This window comes from Psychrobacter sp. L7, assembly GCF_002810365.1.
GTDB lineage: Bacteria > Pseudomonadota > Gammaproteobacteria > Pseudomonadales > Moraxellaceae > Psychrobacter > Psychrobacter celer.
Genome location: NZ_NEXR01000011.1, coordinates 15,976 through 34,527 on the forward strand (window position 1 = coordinate 15,976; position 18,552 = coordinate 34,527).

At 49.3% G+C, this 18,552-nt stretch carries 12 protein-coding genes; 6 read left to right on the plus strand and 6 right to left on the minus strand.

Features of this window, described 5'->3' with window-relative positions; translation table 11 throughout:
• Positions 1–30: 30 nt before the first annotated feature.
• Both lnt and CAP50_RS11670 read right to left on the minus strand, forming a co-directional pair.
• Positions 31–1,605 carry an apolipoprotein N-acyltransferase gene (gene lnt / locus CAP50_RS11665; RefSeq protein ID WP_075101956.1) on the minus strand — a complete coding sequence of 525 codons (1,575 nt, stop codon included), beginning with the start codon at positions 1,603–1,605 and terminating at the stop codon, positions 31–33.
• 349 nt (positions 1,606–1,954) lie between these two features.
• A complete protein-coding gene (locus CAP50_RS11670; protein WP_075101955.1) occupies positions 1,955–2,854 on the minus strand; it encodes an HlyC/CorC family transporter in 900 nt (299 codons plus the stop codon).
• 355 nt (positions 2,855–3,209) lie between these two features.
• On the opposite strand from CAP50_RS11670, the gene CAP50_RS11675 reads away from it, so the two are divergent.
• On the plus strand, positions 3,210–4,388 hold the full coding sequence (locus tag CAP50_RS11675) for an Lnb N-terminal periplasmic domain-containing protein (RefSeq protein ID WP_241900767.1): 1,179 nt from the start codon (positions 3,210–3,212) through the stop codon (positions 4,386–4,388).
• 47 nt (positions 4,389–4,435) lie between these two features.
• Here CAP50_RS11675 and CAP50_RS11680 read toward each other — a convergent pair whose 3' ends face one another.
• On the minus strand, positions 4,436–4,909 hold the full coding sequence (locus CAP50_RS11680; RefSeq protein ID WP_241900769.1) for a YcgN family cysteine cluster protein: 474 nt from the start codon (positions 4,907–4,909) through the stop codon (positions 4,436–4,438).
• A gap of 267 nt (positions 4,910–5,176) precedes the next feature.
• Between CAP50_RS11680 and CAP50_RS11685 the strand changes: the two genes are divergently transcribed.
• The 4 genes from CAP50_RS11685 (at position 5,177) to mutY (ending at position 11,789) form a co-directional block, all read left to right on the plus strand.
• The gene (locus CAP50_RS11685) at positions 5,177–5,914 is read left to right on the plus strand and encodes a dienelactone hydrolase family protein (RefSeq protein ID WP_075101954.1); all 738 of its coding nucleotides are present in this window, start codon (positions 5,177–5,179) and stop codon (positions 5,912–5,914) included.
• A gap of 184 nt (positions 5,915–6,098) precedes the next feature.
• Positions 6,099–9,158 (plus strand): DUF2339 domain-containing protein, encoded by a 3,060-nt coding sequence (locus tag CAP50_RS11690; RefSeq protein WP_075101953.1) that lies wholly within the window; start codon positions 6,099–6,101, stop codon positions 9,156–9,158.
• Positions 9,159–9,378: 220 nt separating this feature from the next.
• Positions 9,379–10,335, plus strand: coding sequence for a ribosome biogenesis GTPase YlqF (gene ylqF, locus CAP50_RS11695; RefSeq protein WP_075101952.1), 957 nt, complete (start codon positions 9,379–9,381; stop codon positions 10,333–10,335).
• A gap of 218 nt (positions 10,336–10,553) precedes the next feature.
• On the plus strand, positions 10,554–11,789 hold the full coding sequence (gene mutY / locus CAP50_RS11700; protein ID WP_075101951.1) for an A/G-specific adenine glycosylase: 1,236 nt from the start codon (positions 10,554–10,556) through the stop codon (positions 11,787–11,789).
• Between the two features lie 134 nt (positions 11,790–11,923).
• Here mutY and CAP50_RS11705 read toward each other — a convergent pair whose 3' ends face one another.
• Positions 11,924–12,826, minus strand: coding sequence for an acyl-CoA thioesterase (locus tag CAP50_RS11705; RefSeq protein ID WP_075101950.1), 903 nt, complete (start codon positions 12,824–12,826; stop codon positions 11,924–11,926).
• A 438-nt stretch (positions 12,827–13,264) separates the two neighbouring features.
• The gene (gene rapA, locus CAP50_RS11710; RefSeq protein WP_100750111.1) at positions 13,265–16,153 is read right to left on the minus strand and encodes an RNA polymerase-associated protein RapA; all 2,889 of its coding nucleotides are present in this window, start codon (positions 16,151–16,153) and stop codon (positions 13,265–13,267) included.
• A gap of 311 nt (positions 16,154–16,464) precedes the next feature.
• Here rapA and CAP50_RS11715 point away from each other — a divergent pair, with 311 nt between their 5' ends.
• The gene (locus CAP50_RS11715) at positions 16,465–17,415 is read left to right on the plus strand and encodes a D-2-hydroxyacid dehydrogenase (RefSeq protein ID WP_075101948.1); all 951 of its coding nucleotides are present in this window, start codon (positions 16,465–16,467) and stop codon (positions 17,413–17,415) included.
• A 193-nt stretch (positions 17,416–17,608) separates the two neighbouring features.
• Here CAP50_RS11715 and CAP50_RS11720 read toward each other — a convergent pair whose 3' ends face one another.
• Positions 17,609–18,322 carry an RluA family pseudouridine synthase gene (locus CAP50_RS11720; protein WP_075101947.1) on the minus strand — a complete coding sequence of 238 codons (714 nt, stop codon included), beginning with the start codon at positions 18,320–18,322 and terminating at the stop codon, positions 17,609–17,611.
• Positions 18,323–18,552: the final 230 nt, after the last annotated feature.

Sequence of the window (18,552 nt, forward strand, 5' to 3'; positions counted from 1 at the left end):
TGGCGCATCGACGACGGAGCAACAGCAAAACTACTTACCCAAGCGCGCTCTTGTCGTTGCCCGTTTGCCCAGATAACTCAATAACAGCAGCAGCGCCACCACAAACAAGACAGGATAATGACCAACACGCATAAACGGCGTGTTGCCTGTCCGCGCTTGTACATCACCGCGCAATACGGTGCGCTCAAACTGCGGGGCGCGCTCAACGATACGGCCTTTGTGATCGATGATGGCGGTGACACCGGTGTTGGTCGCACGCATAAACCAGCGGCCATTTTCGAGCGCGCGCATTTGTACCATCTGTAGATGTTGTAGCGGGCCTGCCGAGGTGCCAAACCACGCATCGTTTGAGATGGTCAATAAAAAGTCTGTACCGATGGCGTTTTTGCGCGTGGTATCAGGATAGGCCACTTCATAGCAGATGGCAGCACCCAAATTGTGCCCACGCACCTGTAGCGGCGACTGCGCCTCACTGCCGCGACTATAGCTCATAATCTCTTGACTACCTGCAAGGTTTGGCAAAATATCGAGCAGCCCTTCAAATGGAATATACTCACCAAATGGCACCAAGCGCTGTTTTTTGTACAGTCCCTCTGCCTCTGCACCCAGCGCAATCACACTGTTATAAAATGGCGGATACTTATCCTGAGCTTCATCAAATGCCGCTTCATCCTTATAAGGAATGCCGGTCACCCACGTGGTATTGGTGGCTTTGGCCATTTTGACCATCTCATTGATAAAGCCGATCGCATCGGTCTGAAACATCGGAATCGACGACTCAGGCCACAAAATAATATCACGCCCCCACTCACTGCGGGTCAACGTGGCATAAATCTTGAGCGTCTCTATTTGATACTCGGTCAGCCATTTTAAATCTTGCGGAATATTACCCTGAATCAATGACACCGACACATCAGGGGTGCCTTTGGGTTTGGTCCACTGCGGATTTAGTAGCCACAATAGTGTGCTGAGCGCTAGCAGGGCAATCGAAGCCACCATATAGCCTGCGCGGCGACGCAGTAGCTCGACTAAACTGGCTGCCAATAATACCGCCACAAAAGACACTGCAAACACACCCGCCACTGGCGCAAGTGACGATAGCCAATACTGCTCTGTAAAGGCGTAACCGACAAACAACCAAGGAAAGCCAGTAAATAACCACGTCTTCATCCACTCTTGCAGCACCCAAAGCGCGGCAAAAGACAGTGGCTGCTTGCCGACCATCTTATTAAACACCAGCCCCAAAAAGCCATGGAACAAGCCCATGCCCAGACCCATCAGCGCAATCATAATCAAAGCAAGCCACGCTGGCGTATCGCCGTACACATGAATAGAGGTGTAGAGCCAAAACGCCCCCACGCACCACAAGCCTGTACCGTAAGCTTGACCGATCAAAAACGCCCGTTTGCCGCTCATCTGTGGCATCAATAAGGCGTACAATATCGCAGGCGATAGCAGTGCTAGCGGCCAGATGTTATAAGGCGCAAGTGCAAAGATAAACACGGCCCCTGCCAACCACGCAATCAATACTGTCGGTGCCACGGGTAAGCCCTTTGGCTTATCGGCATTGAGACGTTTTTGCAAATCATGAGTAGACAGGCGCATAGCAGTTATCCAGAACCATATTTTTAAAATAGTAAGCATTCACTTAGCGACGCTTAAATAAAAAGATAAAAAACCAAGCTCAGACAAAGACCAAGCTCGATAAGCGTTCAGTAAAGACTCAGTAAATAAACCCGCCCATGATACCAGTCTACAGCAATTAATGGGTAAAGTTGCGTAGCAAAAGCCCACGGCAAGACACAAAAAAACACGACCGCAATCGTGTTTTTTTATCTATAGACTGGTATGAGGCGGTGCAGCGGTGCTGTCAAAAGCCTCCGAGGAGCACGTCTCACTTTATAGCCATTTTATTATAAACTGACTATATACCGATGAAGCGGCTCATCATCGATCAATGACTGCCAATCAATACCTGCTGATCGGCGTTCATATTGGTCAGCTCTAAACTATGAATAAAACGCCCTTCGACATCGGTAATGGTGATTTTCCAGTCATCTATCATTACGCTCTCGCCTTCTAAGTCGCCCACATAGCCGAGCGCCTGCATGACAAGACCGCCCATGGTATCGACATCGGTATCATCAAAATGAGTGCCAAGCTCATCATTACAGTCTTCGATGACCGTCGAGGCCTGTACACGCCAAGTATGTGGCTTATCAGGATCAGCGATAATATTATTGATATCACTGTCTTCATCAAAGTCATCATGCTCATCGACGATATCGCCGACGATCTCCTCGAGTAAATCCTCCATGGTGACCACCCCTGCAAAGTTGCCAAACTCATCGACGACGATTGCCATGTGCACTTGGGTGCGCTGCAGTGAGCGCAGCAGCGTATCTGAGCGCGCCGTTTCGCTGATATATAGCGGCTGCCGCACCAGATCTCTGAGGCGCTTGCTGTCGATTTTGTCTTCTTGGTCGCGCACCATGTGCACTAAGATAGGAATCAAGTCTTTGGCAAGCAAGATACCGATGACCGCATCATCGTCTTGGCTATCAAATACTGGGTAACGCGAGTGGGTGGTGTCGAGGATGATATCCATCACCTCAGCCAGACTTGCGCTTTCGTGCAGGCCGATCACTTGCGGGCGTGGCGTCATAATCTCGCGGACTTGAGTGGCAGGCAGATCGAGCACGCCTTCTAACATATCGACAGTATCAGGCTCTAAAAACTGACGAGAGTCCTGTACCAAACGAATCAATTCATCACGGGTTTCGGGGGCGGTCGATAGCCAGCGTTTTAAGCCGCGCATCGACCAACTACTCGGGCTGGGAGTGTCGTCAGACATGATGATGTGGTTTAACCTCTTTAGTTAATAACAATGAGAACAGCAAAAAACCTAGATGGGGATAGAAATAACAAATAAAACAGCCGTTTTATGATTAGGCCATCACAACCACGGCCAAATAATACCTATAAATAGACCAGCCTAAATTAGCTTCACTTTATCGCATGGCTCACCGACATTCAACGATAAATTCACGCAAATTGTATTGTCAGTGTGTTATAAACTTTGCTATGGTCAAAGCCTTTATTTATCAATAATAAACGCCATGTCCTTACGCTCGTTTTTTTCTCGTTTACGCCGATTATGTCCAACTAGCCTGCCGCGCTCTCATGGTACAAGCAGTCACGGCCAAACAATGACGGACGCCACAAACCCTAAAAAAAAGACATGGCGCTACTATCTTGTACAGTTGTTTATCATCACCGCGCTGTTATTATCGGCGCTGTGGTTGCTATTAGCGATTTGGTATCAGTTTGGCGTGCGCTCGCTCGTCACTTGGCTTGCGGCCATCGTCATCGTTTGCCTGCTGGCAGCCTTGCTACGTAGCCGTTACCAGCACTCATTCAAGCACCAAACCATCACAAAAAAACCGGCCAGTGCTTGGCTTATGGGTATGTACGCTGCGACTTGGTGCCTCGGGGTTGGCTGGTTTTTTTCTATCGAAGCCAAACAGCAGCGCGACTGGATGGCAGAGGTCAGCCAGCAAGTCTCCTATGAGCGAGACGCGAGCAACCCTAATATAATCACCCTCAAAAATGTACGCAATTTTGACTGGCATACCGATACAGACGCCACCGAACGCTGGGACACCCGCACCATTGATATGTCCAAACTCTCGGGTGTCGATGTCACCAACTCATACTGGATGGGGCCACTGATTGCTCATACCTTGGTCAGCTTTCGCTTTGAGGATGACAGACCGCTTGCCTTCTCATTTGAGATTCGTAAAGAAGCAGGCGAGTCTTTTTCGGCGCTGGCTGGGTTTTTTCGGCGTTATGAGCTTAGCCTGATTGCTAGCGAGGAGCGTGATATTATCTATACGCGCAGTAATGCGCGCGGCGAGCAGGTGTATCTGTTTCCTATCAGCAATTTGCAACAGCATGAAGTGAGGTCACTATTTGAATCTTATCTAACGGCGGCTGATGATTTGAACGCTAAACCCACTTGGTACAACACATTGATTAGCAACTGTACCAATATTATTTTTTATATGGCGCGTATCGTCAGTGGCGAGCGTTTGCCATGGGATTATCGGATTTGGGTCTCTGGGTGGCTGCCAAACTATCTATACGATGTCGGTATGCTCGACGCCAAGCCCAACAGCGGCGCGCAGAATTGGTCGATGGAGACTTGGTACGAGCGCACTCATATCAATCCAAAAGTGCGTGGTTTTGATAATTTAGCAGGCAGCAGCGTAGTCAATAGCCGCGAGTTCTCCAAGCAGATTCGTCAGGATATTCCTATCCCGCCATTGGCTGACTCAAAAGCGGCAGCTGAAGCCAAAGCACAATCTGCGGCGCAGGCCGCGCCATAAACTCACTACTCGCCATAAACTAACGATAAGAGTCTAAATGGATACCGCTAGGGCTGTACCCATGTCACCACCCGCTCCTCCATCTCTTCATCTGTCATACCAACCTCAGAGACACAGCGCCCTGCCACCCCTACATTGGCTGCGCGCATCTGCTGCTCGGTGCGCGCCGCATCGCCAGTCAATAACAAATGCCAACTTGGGAGCTTCTGCCCTTTATACAAGCGTTTATAGGCGCAGTGTGATGGTAGCCACATCATGTTGGGCAGGTTTTCCATCGTGAGCTGAATACAGTCAGGCACATACTCTTGACGCGTGGCATAGTGCTGACAATGACCCGTCGCACAGTCCATCAGCTGACAGGTCACATCGGTATACTCAACCAACGCTTCGGCGTCATCATCATCGATATATTTGATCAGGCAGCAGCTACCGCAGCCATCACACAAAGCTTCCCACTCAGGATGCGTCAGCTCTGATAAGGCAAATCGCGACCAAAACTGCGGCCGCAAGGTGGCCGCCAGCTCACCATCGCTATCGGCAAACAAGCTTGCATTGGCGGGCACAACAGGCTTTGGCACTGGTTGCGGCGTCGGTGACGAGCCAGCTTGTGATTGTTGGCTGTCGGCAAGTTGGTTGAGCAAATTGAGCGTCATAAAGGTGCAGTAGCATTTTGATAAAGAGCGTTACAGTATTATAGCTGTTTTTGCGAAGCATGGGCGTTAAGGTACTAAAAGTAAGAAAAACGATTTACTATAAATAAAATTCATAACATAAAAAAGGACAGCACTATGTCAATTAAGACGTTTGAACTTATCAGCACCACCAAAAATGGCGTCGAGCTCATCAGCTATGTGGCGCTACCAGAAGACGCATCGGAAGAAAACCCAGCGGCTGGCATCTTGGTCGCACCAGAATGGTGGGGCGTGGTCGATCATCCAAAATCTGTGGTCGAGCGTCTGGCAAAAGCAGGCTATGCAGCGGTGGCAATGGATGTCTACGGTGAAGGTAAATTGACCAGCGATGCGGCAATGGCAAACATGTGGATGGAGCAAGTACTCGCAGACCAAGACATGCTGATGGATCGCTGCCGCCTTATCCTCAATGATTTTAGCGATCAGTTGGCCGTTGATGGTAGCAACTTAGGCGCGATTGGCTACTGTTTCGGTGGTAAAGTCGTGCTTGATATGGCGCGCGACGGTATGCCACTAAAAGCTGTCGCGACATTCCACGGCAACCCATCAGCAAAACAGCCTGCGGACAAAAACTTTACCGCCAAAGTCTTGGTCGCGCATGGCCGTGATGATTCTATGGTATCGATGGAGGCGATAGAAGGCCTAAAATCTGAGCTGGATGCGGCCGATGTCGACTACACCATCGATGTGTATGACAATGCCAAGCACGGCTTTACCAACCCCCACGCCGATGAGCGCGCAGCCACAAACGACGTCGACCTCGGCTACAACGAAGCTGCCGCCAAGCAAAGCTGGGATAATATGCTTGAGTTTATGAAAAGTAACTTAGCATAGACGGTTATCATGAGAAGGCCGCTATCATAGGGCTTTTATAAAACCTATATAAACCGAAAAAAGAGCCGCTGATTTATAAGCGGCTCTTTTTTTGGTTGAGCAGCTCTAGGTACATGACGCTTCTTGTACTCGGACGCAAATCGCGGCATTATCACCTTATCATCAAGCAAATTGAGTGACGAGGATGCTATATCTGTTAATGAATCCGCTGGGCTGGCTGGCTTTTACCATTTTACTCATCATCGCTTCGGTGCTATATATTAGTATCCATAGCCAAATCCAGCAGTTGCGCCGTGAGATGGCAGCGCTACAAGCTGAGTTCAAGCAGTATAAAGACAGTATAGACGCTGCATCCAACGCGCACTCTGAGCCATCCTCTCAAGATACAGAGCATCAGCAGACAACATTACAACTGTCCGTGCTTTCTGAGCGGTCAGAGTTGCCAGAGTCAGCAAACCGGCCTTTATCCGAGCTACCTACACCCCTTTTACCCGCAGTCTCATCACTATCGACAGAAAATCGACAGGCCGCTGCAACCATAGAGCCTGATGAGCGCTCCCTACCTATCGTCACCTCACTGATTTATTCTATCAAAAGCTGGTTTTTTGGCGGTAACTTGGTCGTGCGTGTCGGGGTAATCGTCTTACTCATCGGTGTGGTGCTTTTGCTGCGCTTACTGAGCGACTATATCGAGATTCCGATTACCATAAAGCTTATTGGTATTGGCCTGATGGGATTGGGACTGGCGGCGTTGGGGATACAATTGGCAAAAAACCGCTTTGCTTATGGCATCACTTTACAGGGTGCGGGCTTAGCGACGGCTTATTTGACCGTCTTTTTTGCGTATAGCGTCTATCAGGTGCTCGCAAGCGCACCAAGCTTTATTGGACTTGGTCTTTTATCAGCTGTCATCATCGGTCTCGCTGTGCGTCAAAACGCCTTGCCGCTGGCCTTATTGGCCTTGTCTGGTGGATTTTTCGCGCCTATATTGACCGGTGAAGACACCGGCAGTCTGGTCGCCTTATTTAGCTATTATCTGCTGTTAAACGTCACCGTTGCTGTCATTGCTCACTACCGTACTTGGAAAATGCTCAATCTGCTCGGCGTGTTGGTCACCTTTGGACTGGCATACTATTGGGGTACAACGGAAAATTTAAGGGCTGTTATTGAGGCACAGCGCTGGACGTTGGTACTGCTAGTGGCGCTACATGTATTGCTGTATTTGTTTGTCGTTATCCGCTACGCCCAGCACATCATCGCTTATAACACATTAAATGAAGCAGATATCGCCCAAACGACTGTAGGTGGTATTTACGGTACAAACCCCAGCACAGATGCCAGTACGAACAACAGCACAAACCACAATACAAAAAACAGCGCAAACAACACCTATGTCTTCCCCATTGATACAGGTTTATTGTTTTCCGTACCGATATTGGCCTTTGGTTTATTTGCGGCGTTGTTAGACGCTATTCCTCATGCGCTGACCCTCACCAGTGCTGTTTTAGCGGTGATTTATTTGGGCATTGGCTGGGTATTTGTACAGCACAGTCAGCGATATGCCTTAATCACTGAAGGCATGCTGGCGTTAGGATTTGGATTTTTGGCGTTGATGATTCCGCTGGCTCTCAATGCTGAGTGGATTGCCTTTGGCTGGTCGGTTCAAGGGCTGGCGTTGGTATGGTTTGGTCGGCGCTCGCTACGCGCATGGTCGGTGCTATTTGGGCTAGTGTTACAGCTGCTGAGTATCGCGATGTTGATGATAACTGTGGTCTTTGCAATCAATGACTATCCAACATTGGCCTTGACGATTTCGGCGCTCAGCTACCTCGCCGCCATGTTTGTCTTACGCGCCAGCAATTCCCCTATGGATGACACAAACAGCCAGCGTCACACCGATCAGACGCTGGTGAAATACGCTAACACATTGGGCATCGGTGAACTCGCTACCAAGCAGTGGCTGGCTTCAATCAATAGCCAAAGTATGGCGTTTAACCTGATGTGGCGCAGTCCGAGGTTGAGTCGTTTTTTGACGTTCACCGCCGTGGGCTGGCTGCTGTATGTATTGGTCATCGATTTTGATCAATGGTTTGCCAACTGGCACATCGCAACGACAGCGCTGCTAGGACTGGCCGCGTTAACCAGCCTTGTCATTTATTATGCCGTCAATCAATATCGTCCTTGGTTGGAGATTCGGCAGTTTTGTCATGGTTTACTGTTGTTATTGTATGCCACGCTACTGTTTCAATTACCGCAAAGATATGAATTTGATTATCAATGGTCGACCTTTCATTGGTCGATATTTATTACTTTGCTGATAGGCGGGTTGGTCATTGGGCAGTTATGGCTAAAGACATGGCACAAAGCAGCTGAGTTAACACGTTTTGATAGCGCAAGCTGGCTTGGAGCGGGTATTATCGTTTTGGCAGAAGCCATGCATTATGGCTTACCTGATTCAAAAGGTGTCATGACTATTTTAGTTCCGGTTGCCTTTATGCTGGTTGGACTATGGTGGACACAGCGTCATGCTATGGCTAAATACCATAATGAGCAGTCAAACACGCACTCAAAAGCAGTAACCTCAACCTTGCCGCTCGCTTGGTTTGATTGGCCTCAAGCACTGTTAGATAGCGCCCAAATCTTTGTGCCTATCACCTTAGGCTGGGCAATTTTTACCAATTTTACTTATGATGGCATGATTTGGGGCCTGCCTTACGTTCCTTTATTTAATTTATATGATGTGACGTTATGGCTGGTGGTGTTGTATGTCTTGGGCGTGTATGTATTCCGCCAGCCACATGGTAGCGGTTCGAGAAATCTATTAAAAGCCATTCCTAAAAAGGATATGCTGTTAATTGTGTTAGCGCTGATTGGCCTTTGGATAGGCTCGAGTATGTTGGTCAGGACGCTGCATGCCTTTATCGGTACGCCGTTATGGACTGGCAGTGTATATGGAGTGACTGGCGGCGCGTGGAATAGCGAGCAAGTACAGACGGGATTGACAATTTTATGGACGCTCATTGCTTTGGTCGCGACCATCAGCGCTAGCCGCTATGGACAGCGCACGCTATGGTTTATGGGCATTGGACTACTGGGCGCGGTGGTGCTAAAACTGGTCTTGGTTGACTTGTCACAGACCGAGGCGATTTGGCGGGTGATTTCATTCCTTGGTGCAGGCAGCTTGATCTTAGTCATTGGCTATTTAGCGCCGCTACCACCAGCGCGTAAGGATTTAGTAGACTAGGGCGTACCAATCGATGAGCCTATAGATGGGCCAAACATAAAGACACGCGCAAATCTGCATGACAGCCTGCCTGAAGCCTGACATAAAATTGTAACGTGGCAACATGGCGACTGGATAACATTGGGTGCTGACGCTGGTTGTGTAGTAAACTGAACATCATAAAAAAGTAGACACTGATGGTCTTACTTTTAGCATTTTTTATAAAAGGTTATGAAAGCAGATGGATAAAAGAGCGAATATTCAATGGTTCCCTGGGCACATGAACAAAGCCCGTAACGAAATCAAAGAAATCATGCCGCAGATGGATGTGGTCATCGAGGTGATTGACGCCCGTATTCCTTATAGTAGCGAAAACCCCATGGTCGCAGCACTACGCGGCGAAAAACCCGTCATCAAGATATTAAACAAAGCCGATCTCGCCGACCCTGATCTGACCCAAGCATGGATGGTGCACCTTGAGCAGCAAGCGGGTGTCAAAGCCATCGCGTGTGACAATAACAAAGCCGATGACGTCAAGCGCATCATCGCTCTATGCAAAAAAATGGTGCCCAACAAAGTTGGCACGGGTCGCCAGATCAAAGCCATGATCATGGGCATTCCAAACGTTGGCAAATCGACTTTGATCAACACCTTAGCAGGGCGCGCAGTAGCAAAAACTGGCGACGAGCCTGCGGTGACCAAGTCGCAGCAGCTGATCAAACTCGATGATGACATCATGCTCTATGACACCCCTGGTATGCTCTGGCCAAAGGTCGAAAACGAAAACTCTGGCTATCGACTAGCAGCGACCGGCGGCATTCGCGATACCGCGTTTGACTTCGCCGATGTCGCCAGCTATACCGCTGAGTATTTGCTGAGCGCTTATCCTGAGCTGCTAAAAACTCGCTATAAAATTGACGAGCTGCCCAAGACTGATTGGGAGTTTTTTGAAATGGCAGGGCGTAACCGAGGATTTATCAAAAAAGGCGGAGTCGTTGATACCTACCGCATGTCTGAGATTTTGATTAATGAGCTACGTAGTGCCAAGCTTGGGCGTATTACCCTTGAGACTCCAGCGATGATCGAAGCGGAAGAAATCATCGTCGCCGAACAACGTCTGGCGGCAGAAGAAAAAAAGAAAGCTCGTGAAGAAGAAAAGCGCTTGCGCCGATTAAAAACGCGGAAAAATCGTAAATAAACTCACTTATTTATATAGCTCGCAGGGTGCGCCTAGCGCCCCTGTTTTATCGTCATGTTTATCTTTCAATATATATTATCGTTGACCACCATTGATGTTTAGACAAAAACACCCGAAACAAATCTTATCCAATACTGCTTGCAGCAATCCTCATTACGCCCCATAAACCATCTTAGTTACCCCTACAAAACACCAATTTTGCTTTACAAGGAATACTTTTGCCTACTCATTTTTCTCAGTCAAGCTCATCATTAACCACCTTCGCCCCGCGCCTACTCGATTGGTTTGCCGAAAATGGCCGTCATGACCTACCGTGGCAACAGCACCAGACTGACACCCCCAATCCTTATGTCGTTTGGCTATCCGAAGTCATGCTCCAGCAGACACAAGTCACCACCGTGTTGCCCTACTTTGCGCGTTTTATGGACTCCTTTCCCAGTGTGCAGGATTTGGCCGCCGCAGAATGGGACTTGGTTGCCGAGCATTGGGCGGGGCTTGGCTACTATGCACGCGCGCGTAATTTGCATAAAGGCGCAAAGCAACTGGCCGAGATAATTGACGAGATCGGTGACTTTCCGCAGACGCTAGCGGGCTGGGAAGCCATCTCTGGCGTTGGGCCGTCGACCGCTGGGGCGATTATGGCGATGGGCTTGCACAAGTATGGCGTTATCTGTGATGGCAATGTCAAACGCGTCCTTACCCGCTGGGCGGCGATCGATGGCGATATCACCAAGTCTGCCACCACCAAGACGCTATGGGCGTTGGCAGAGCGCTTAACGCCTGTCGATGACTCAGGACGGTTTGCGCAGGCGGTGATGGATATGGGCGCAACGCTATGCACGCGTAGCAAGCCTGCCTGCTTATTGTGTCCACTACAAGAGGATTGTCTTGCCCATGCACAGGGGCGCGAAACCGACTATCCAGTCAAAGCAAAAAAACAGCCCAAGCCCAGTAAGTTTAGCAACGCGCTTATCATCAAAGATACGGACGGCAAAATACTATGGCTACAGCGCCCTGACAATGGTATTTGGGGCGGACTATGGAGCTTGCCTTTACAGTTTGTAGAAAAAATCGCTGGCAAAGCAAGCGGTAAGCCAGCACCGAACAAACCAGACACCAGCGCCGAGAGACTACGCCTAGTGACCAGCAACGAAAAAGTCTTTGATGCAGAATTTACCACTGCTGAGCAGATTATTCATGAGTGGTTAGATAAGCATAATGTGATAGTCGCACCCATTAATCAAACCTTGCTTGATGATGCGCCTATCAAGCACTCATTGACCCACTTTCATTGGTATTTGACGCCGCGATCCGTCACTTTAGACAATAAGCAAACAACCGCATTGAGCACAGCCTTGCAAGCAGCAGAGATTAATATTCATTGGTTGACCGCAGATGATGCGCGGTCAACGCTAGGATTACCGCGGGCGATGGTGAAGATTTTAGAGATGTAAGTAAGTGTGGTCGAACCACTATAAATAAACACAGTGACAGTGCTACTGGGATGAATTTTGTGCAGCATCTGGGCACGCAGCACGCAAGGAAAATTTATACCAGTAGCACGCTGGCATAGTTTGTATTTTTTTATTTAAGATTTAGGCACCCGCAGACGCATCAACCCTTCTTGTTGCACCGTTGCGACGAGCTTACCATCTTGCCAAAACTGCCCATGATTTAAGCCTTTGGCATTAGAGGTGGTATCGCTCCACATGTCGTATAGTAGCCAATTATTTAGGTCAAAGGTACGGTGGAAGTGCATCGAGTGGTCGATACTGGCCGCTTGTAAGCCACTGGTCATAAAGCTGACCCCATGCGACATCAGCCCTGTGCCGACTAAGTAAAAATCAGACGAAAATGCCAATAGCGCTTGCTGAATCGCCACCGGCTGATTGCCCAGCTCGCGGATACGCAGCCAGTTGGCTTGTTTTGGTTTCATCGGCTCAGGATGGATAGGGTCACGCGGTTTGACAGGCTTAATCTCGACATGACGACGACGCATAAAACGCGCTTTGAGCGCATCTGGCACTTTGCCAACGTACTCTTCTTTTAAATCTTGCTCGGCGAGCAGGTCGTCTGGTGGCGGATAGACGGGCATATCTTCTTGATACTCAAGCCCCTCCTCCATCGGCGAAAACGAGGCAATCATCGAAAAAATCACTTGCTCAATAGGCGCTTTGCCGCGTACTTCTTTGTACTGAATCGCGGTCACTTCACGCGCAGAGAGGCTACGCCCATCGCGTAGACGGCGTACTCGATAAATCACTGGCTGGTTGATATCACCGCCACGCAAAAAATAGCCGTGCAGTGAATGGCAGGGTTTGTCTTTATCCAGCGTATGGGCAGCTGCCATGATTGCTTGCGCCAAGACTTGCCCACCAAAGATACGACTGCCCACATAGTCATGGCTTTTCCCCTCAAAGACATCAGGGCTCACTTCAATAAGCGATACGGTAGCAAGCAGCTCATCAATCAGTTGCGAATAATCAGACATGACGATAGGTTTCCTTATTTTTATCAAAAACGCGGCGCGCCTGCACCAACCCACCTAATGATAGCCAGATGATATAGCGGCAAACCTGCTGCGTTTGAATGTAAAATAATATGAAATCACTTGCTAAAAATACACAAGAGAGATGTTAGAACGAAATTTTAGCGTAAAAATACAGCGATAGCAGCGCCATACACGTATTTATTATCCACTGAAAGGCTAAACATATTACCCAATATCCCGCGCTTTGACCAGTTATGAGTCGCTTACCCGCCAGTCTTGACCGCCTTTTTTATCTTATGACAAAAACATCCGCTGATGGCTGATGCACACGCTTGGCTATCACAAGGTTTGAGGCAGAGGTATCTATCGCAGCATCAGTGCATCGGCCTAAAAAAAACGAGATGATCGGCGCATCTCGTTTTCATTGCTATGCTTCGTTTATGGCTTGACCGCTACCAATACGCGGATAGAGTCTGGTACCAGCGATAGGTTGCCTAATGCCTGCTCGCCTTGTGCTTTTAGCTGCTCTAAGCGCTCTACTTCTTCTGGGCGTACATTGGGGTTGATGGTTTGTAGATGCTTTAGGCGCTTGATTTCACGCGACCACTGCTGATTGAAACGGGCGCTTGCTTGCTCACCGATTTCTGCCAGCTGCTGGCGGGCGATCTCTTCGGCGTCGTAGTAACGCTGCTCGATCACATCACCGCGTACTTTGATGACTTGGCGGGCGCGGTTTTTGTCCAGTCGCTCGATGTGCGGCATGATCATATCGCTACTGATGCGCGCTGACAGATCATTGCCTTGCTCACTGATAAACACCCGAATGTTTTGCGTGGTAATGGTCGCAGGCAGATTGAGCACTCTTGGCGCGATGGCCTCGACACGGAAGTTTACCTCGAGCAGCACCATGCCTTGTGGCACGACCGCGCTTTTTAGCATCGCCACCGTGGTATTGCCAAAGGTGCTGGTACTGGCCAACTCATAAATCGCGCGCATCAGCGGATGCTCATGGGTAATAAAGTCGATATCTTCACGCAGCAATGCCTGCTCGCGATCAAAGGTCAAGGTCATCCCATCTTCATCGCCCAGTGGCAGACCATCGATGTACTCACTGATTTCAGTGCTATCGATAGGAGCGATGACCCACGAGCCATCGCGCTGGATACTATGATCGATATTGGCAGAAGCAAAAAAGCGCTCCATAAAGTGTGGCAGCAGATTGTGCTGATCAAAGTCAATCATGGCATCTTTGATACGCCCAGCGACACGTGGACGGCACGAGTTGTACTCCAGCAGACGGTCACGGCCAGCTTGTAGCTGCGCTTCTAGCCCTAGGCGGGTTTTTTTCGCTTCGGTGATGATGTCTTGTAGCATGGCACGGCTGTCAGGCGTATCAGCACTCTCTAGCACAGGCTTTAGCGTTTGGATGTATTGCTCTTGCACACTTTGGGCAGTCGGTGATATCTGACTAAACATATTGAGCGCTTTGTCATACCAATGATATAAACGCTCCTGCGCGGTGCCCTGCACATAAGGGACATGAAGCATAATCTGCTGCGTCTGACCGATACGGTCTAGGCGGCCTATGCGCTGCTCTAGCGTATCTGGATTGGCAGGTAAGTCCCACAGTATCAGCTGGCTTGCAAACTGGAAGTTACGACCTTCTGAGCCAATCTCTGAGCAGAGCAATATCTGCGCGCCCTCAGAATCAGCAAAAAACGCCGCCGCTTGGTCACGCTCAAGCAGTGTCATCTGCTCGGTAAAGATAGCGGTCTTAATGCCTGCATGCAGACGCAGTACCGCCTCAAGACTCTCAACCGTCGCCCCACTACGAGCGATCAATAGCACTTTTTGATGCTTTAGCTCACCGCGCAAGATATCAATCAACCAAGACACACGTGGATCATCTTCTAGCCAGCCACCATCGGGCTGGTTTTCTTCGCCCCACAGCTGTTCACGCAGTTTGCCCGTGGTTTGGTAGCTATCAACCCATGCGTCAGGCAGGGGTAGTGGATACGGCTGACGGCTTCGTCCATAAAACCCTTTGACACTCTCACGAGTATTGCGAAATAAGATACGGCCGGTACCATGACGGTCCAGTAGCTCGTTAAGGGCATAAGTACGCAAGCGCTCATCGTCATTGATTGCGCCCAGCTCATCCATGCTAATGTCTAATAAATGGCTCAAAGCCGCGATTTGCCCATCACTTAGCGGCTTGTCTTCTATCAGCACGCCAGCGACGGCGGCGGTTTGGGCAAAGGCTTCTTGCCCATCGATAAACTCATCCAAATCATCAAAGCGATCTGGATCTAGCAGGCGCAAACGCGCAAAATGGCTTTGCGCGCCGAGCTGCTCAGGCGTTGCGGTCAGTAGCATCACCCCAGGCGTCTCTTCAGCAAAGTCAGCAATCAAGTCGTATTTGTCATTGCCGCCCTGCTCTTCATCCCAGTGCAAATGGTGCGCTTCGTCGACGACCAATAGATCAAATCCTGCCTCCATCGCCTGATCGTACAAATCAGGATGGTCAAGCAACAAATCCATACCCGCGATGATACATTGCTCGGTGGCAAAGACGTTTTGTTCAGGATCATGCTCTTTGATCGCGGCAGTACGCACCAAATCAAACAACGCAAAATTTAGATTAAAGCGGCGACGCAGCTCGATCATCCACTGGTATTGCAGACTGTCTGGTACCAAGATAAGTACGCGCTCAGCCTTTCCTGTGATTAGCTGCTGATGAATGATCAAGCCCGCTTCGATGGTTTTACCCAGTCCCACTTCATCGGCCAAAAGCACACGCGGCGCGATACGCTTGCCGACCTCGTGAGCGATATACAGCTGATGCTCGATAATATCGACACGCGCGCCCATTAGGCCTTTGAGCGGATGACCTGCCAGCGCCGACTGCATGCGCAAGATGTCTTGGCGCAGCTCGTACCAGTCGCCACGCTCGATGCGACCAGCGAGCAGACGCTCAAGCGGCTTGGCAAGCGTGATATTGGCCGCGAGTCGGGTTTCCATGATACCGCGCTCATGCTCATCGACGCTGTACTTGAGCACACCCATCACCTCGTCTACCGCATTGACCGTATAGCCGTTGCCATCTTGGTCATAAATGCTATCGCCCGCCTTAAATACCACGCGCGACAGTGGCGCTGAGTTTTTGGCATAAACACGTGTCTCCTCGCTTTGCGGAAACAAGATGTGCACACAGCGATCATCCACATCGATGACCACACCCAAGCCAAGCTCAGACTCTGTATCAGATAAATAACGTTGGCCAACGGCGAATTCAGTACTGTGCAATGAAGCGATAGAGGTAGTCATAAGGCGATGTCTTTTTTGTACTCAGGTAATAAGAAATAAAATAGATAGCAATGGCCGCTAATGATGGCTGTGCATAGGGTAACACCCATTTAGTCGACAGCTAAGGTAGACCATTATATAACGTTAGCGGCTAGATGAGTGCGTTTAGTTGACTTTTCAAGTAGACAATTGTGACAGCGCTTGGGTTTCTCAGGTTTTTATGGTTTGGTTTTTGACTAAACCCACCGACATGCTACATTAAGCCTCAAACCCACAAAGCCTTAAAACCATAGAAAAAATCAATACAACAATCAATTCATCAGGGAGTCACTATGCGAGCGGTTTTTTTAGACAAGGGTACTTTTTCGGACGGTATCGATTTGCCAGCCCCAGCTGGAATTACAGATTACGTGACTTATCATGACACGCCAAAGGACAACCACGTCATCCTCGAGCGCTGCCGTGACACCGATATCATCATCACCAACAAAGTCCAAATAGACGCCGAGGTGATCGGTCAACTGCCCAACCTCAAGCTGATTCAGCTGACTGCCACAGGGATGAACAACGTCGATCAAGACGCTTGTGACAGACATCATGTCACCCTTTATAACGTCGCAGGTTACGCGGTCAAAAGCGTGCCTGAGCATACTTTTATGCTGATGCTCAATGCCATGCGTGCAGGCATTCATTATCATCAAAAAGTCGCCGATGGTACATGGCGCGACAATGGCAATTTTTGCTTGCTCGACATACCGCTGATCGACTTAGAAGACAAGACGCTCGGCATCATCGGCGTCGGTACTATCGGCAAGCGCGTCACCGAGATTGCACGCGCCTTTGGCATGACGGTGTTATGGGCGGAGCATCAAGGGCGTGCACCGCGCAGTGCAGACTATACCGCCTTTGATGACGTACTGGTGCAGTCAGATGTATTGAGCTTACATTGCCCATTGACCGAACAGACCCAGCATCTTATCAATAAGGACACCTTGGCCAAAATGACCAAGCAGCCCTTATTAGTCAACGTTGCTCGCGGCGGCATCGTCGATAGTCAAGCATTGGCAACTGCCATCCATAACGAGCAAATCATCGGCTACGCCAGCGACGTGTTTGAGCAAGAGCCGATCACGGCAGATGATCCGCTACTCAGCCTCAGCGAGCATCCACGGGTGATATTTAGCCCGCACAATGCTTGGGGCAGCAAAAGCGCACAACAGACCTTATGGCAGATATTAACTAAGCAGGTGAGCGACTTTATCGAACACTATCATCAACCCTAAATATAGCTGGCAGGCAAGATACTAGGGCGTGCCTTCATTTTAAAGCAGGTAAAAAACGAGGGCTCGCCCTAACCGCAAAACCGTGGCCAGTCGTCCTTTATGTTGCGATACTATTGCGATACTTCAGCATGATGCGATCATTGATATCGTTATTGGTCATGTGGTTAAGTCATCATCTGGTTGAGTGGCCAGATTAAAACGGGCACGGACTCTCCCAGTCCATCCACGCACCCAGTGTCGGGTGCTTTAGGCGTAGCTGCTGTGCGTGCAAGTTTAGCCGCGGGGCTATCATCAGTGCCGCCCCTTCGGCATAAATCGGATCACCAATCATCACATGACCGGCATGGACCATATGCACACGTAACTGGTGACTACGGCCCGTAACCGGCTTTAGTAACACGCGTGTGACGGTCTGATCATTGCACATTTCGTGAGCCAAGACCTCATATAAAGTCAGTGCCTGTTTAGGCCAATCGTGATCGACGATATGGCGCGGTTTGGTCGTGGGCTCATAACGTACCGGCACCGATATATTACCGGTCGCCCCAATACTTTCCCATTGGCCAAAGACGCGCGCTTGGTAGCTTTTTTGTGGCAACCGCTCAATAAACTGCTTACTAATATGGCTTTGGGCAGCGGCATTTTTGGCAAAAATCAGTAGCCCTGAGGTGTCCATATCCAAGCGGTGAATGAGTTTGACGGCTGGATTGACGCGCTCAAGCCGCGCAAGCAAGCTGACTTTGAGGGTTTTGCCATCGACGCTGAGGAGGCCCGCTGGCTTATCCACCACCCAAATATCGTCATCTTCATATACTGTAATATCTTGGGCAAATGTTTTAAAAAACGCCAGCGGATACGCGCGTTCTTGTTGGTTTAACGCGTTGACTTCTTCTTCAGTAAAAGGCATAAAAATCGGTTACTTATATAAATGAGAGTAAAGATGACATGATAGAGGCTATGACATAGAAAAAAAACCAAAAAGTGACAAGTGACAGCGCACTCACTGGCTGTATGGTTGTGTTTCGATTTATTGTACCAATCGTAATTGTTAAACAATTTAACCAGCCTGCATCTGTCAAGTAAGAACAAACATGTTAATATGATGGCACATTTTCACCATTTCGAAACGACTCTTTA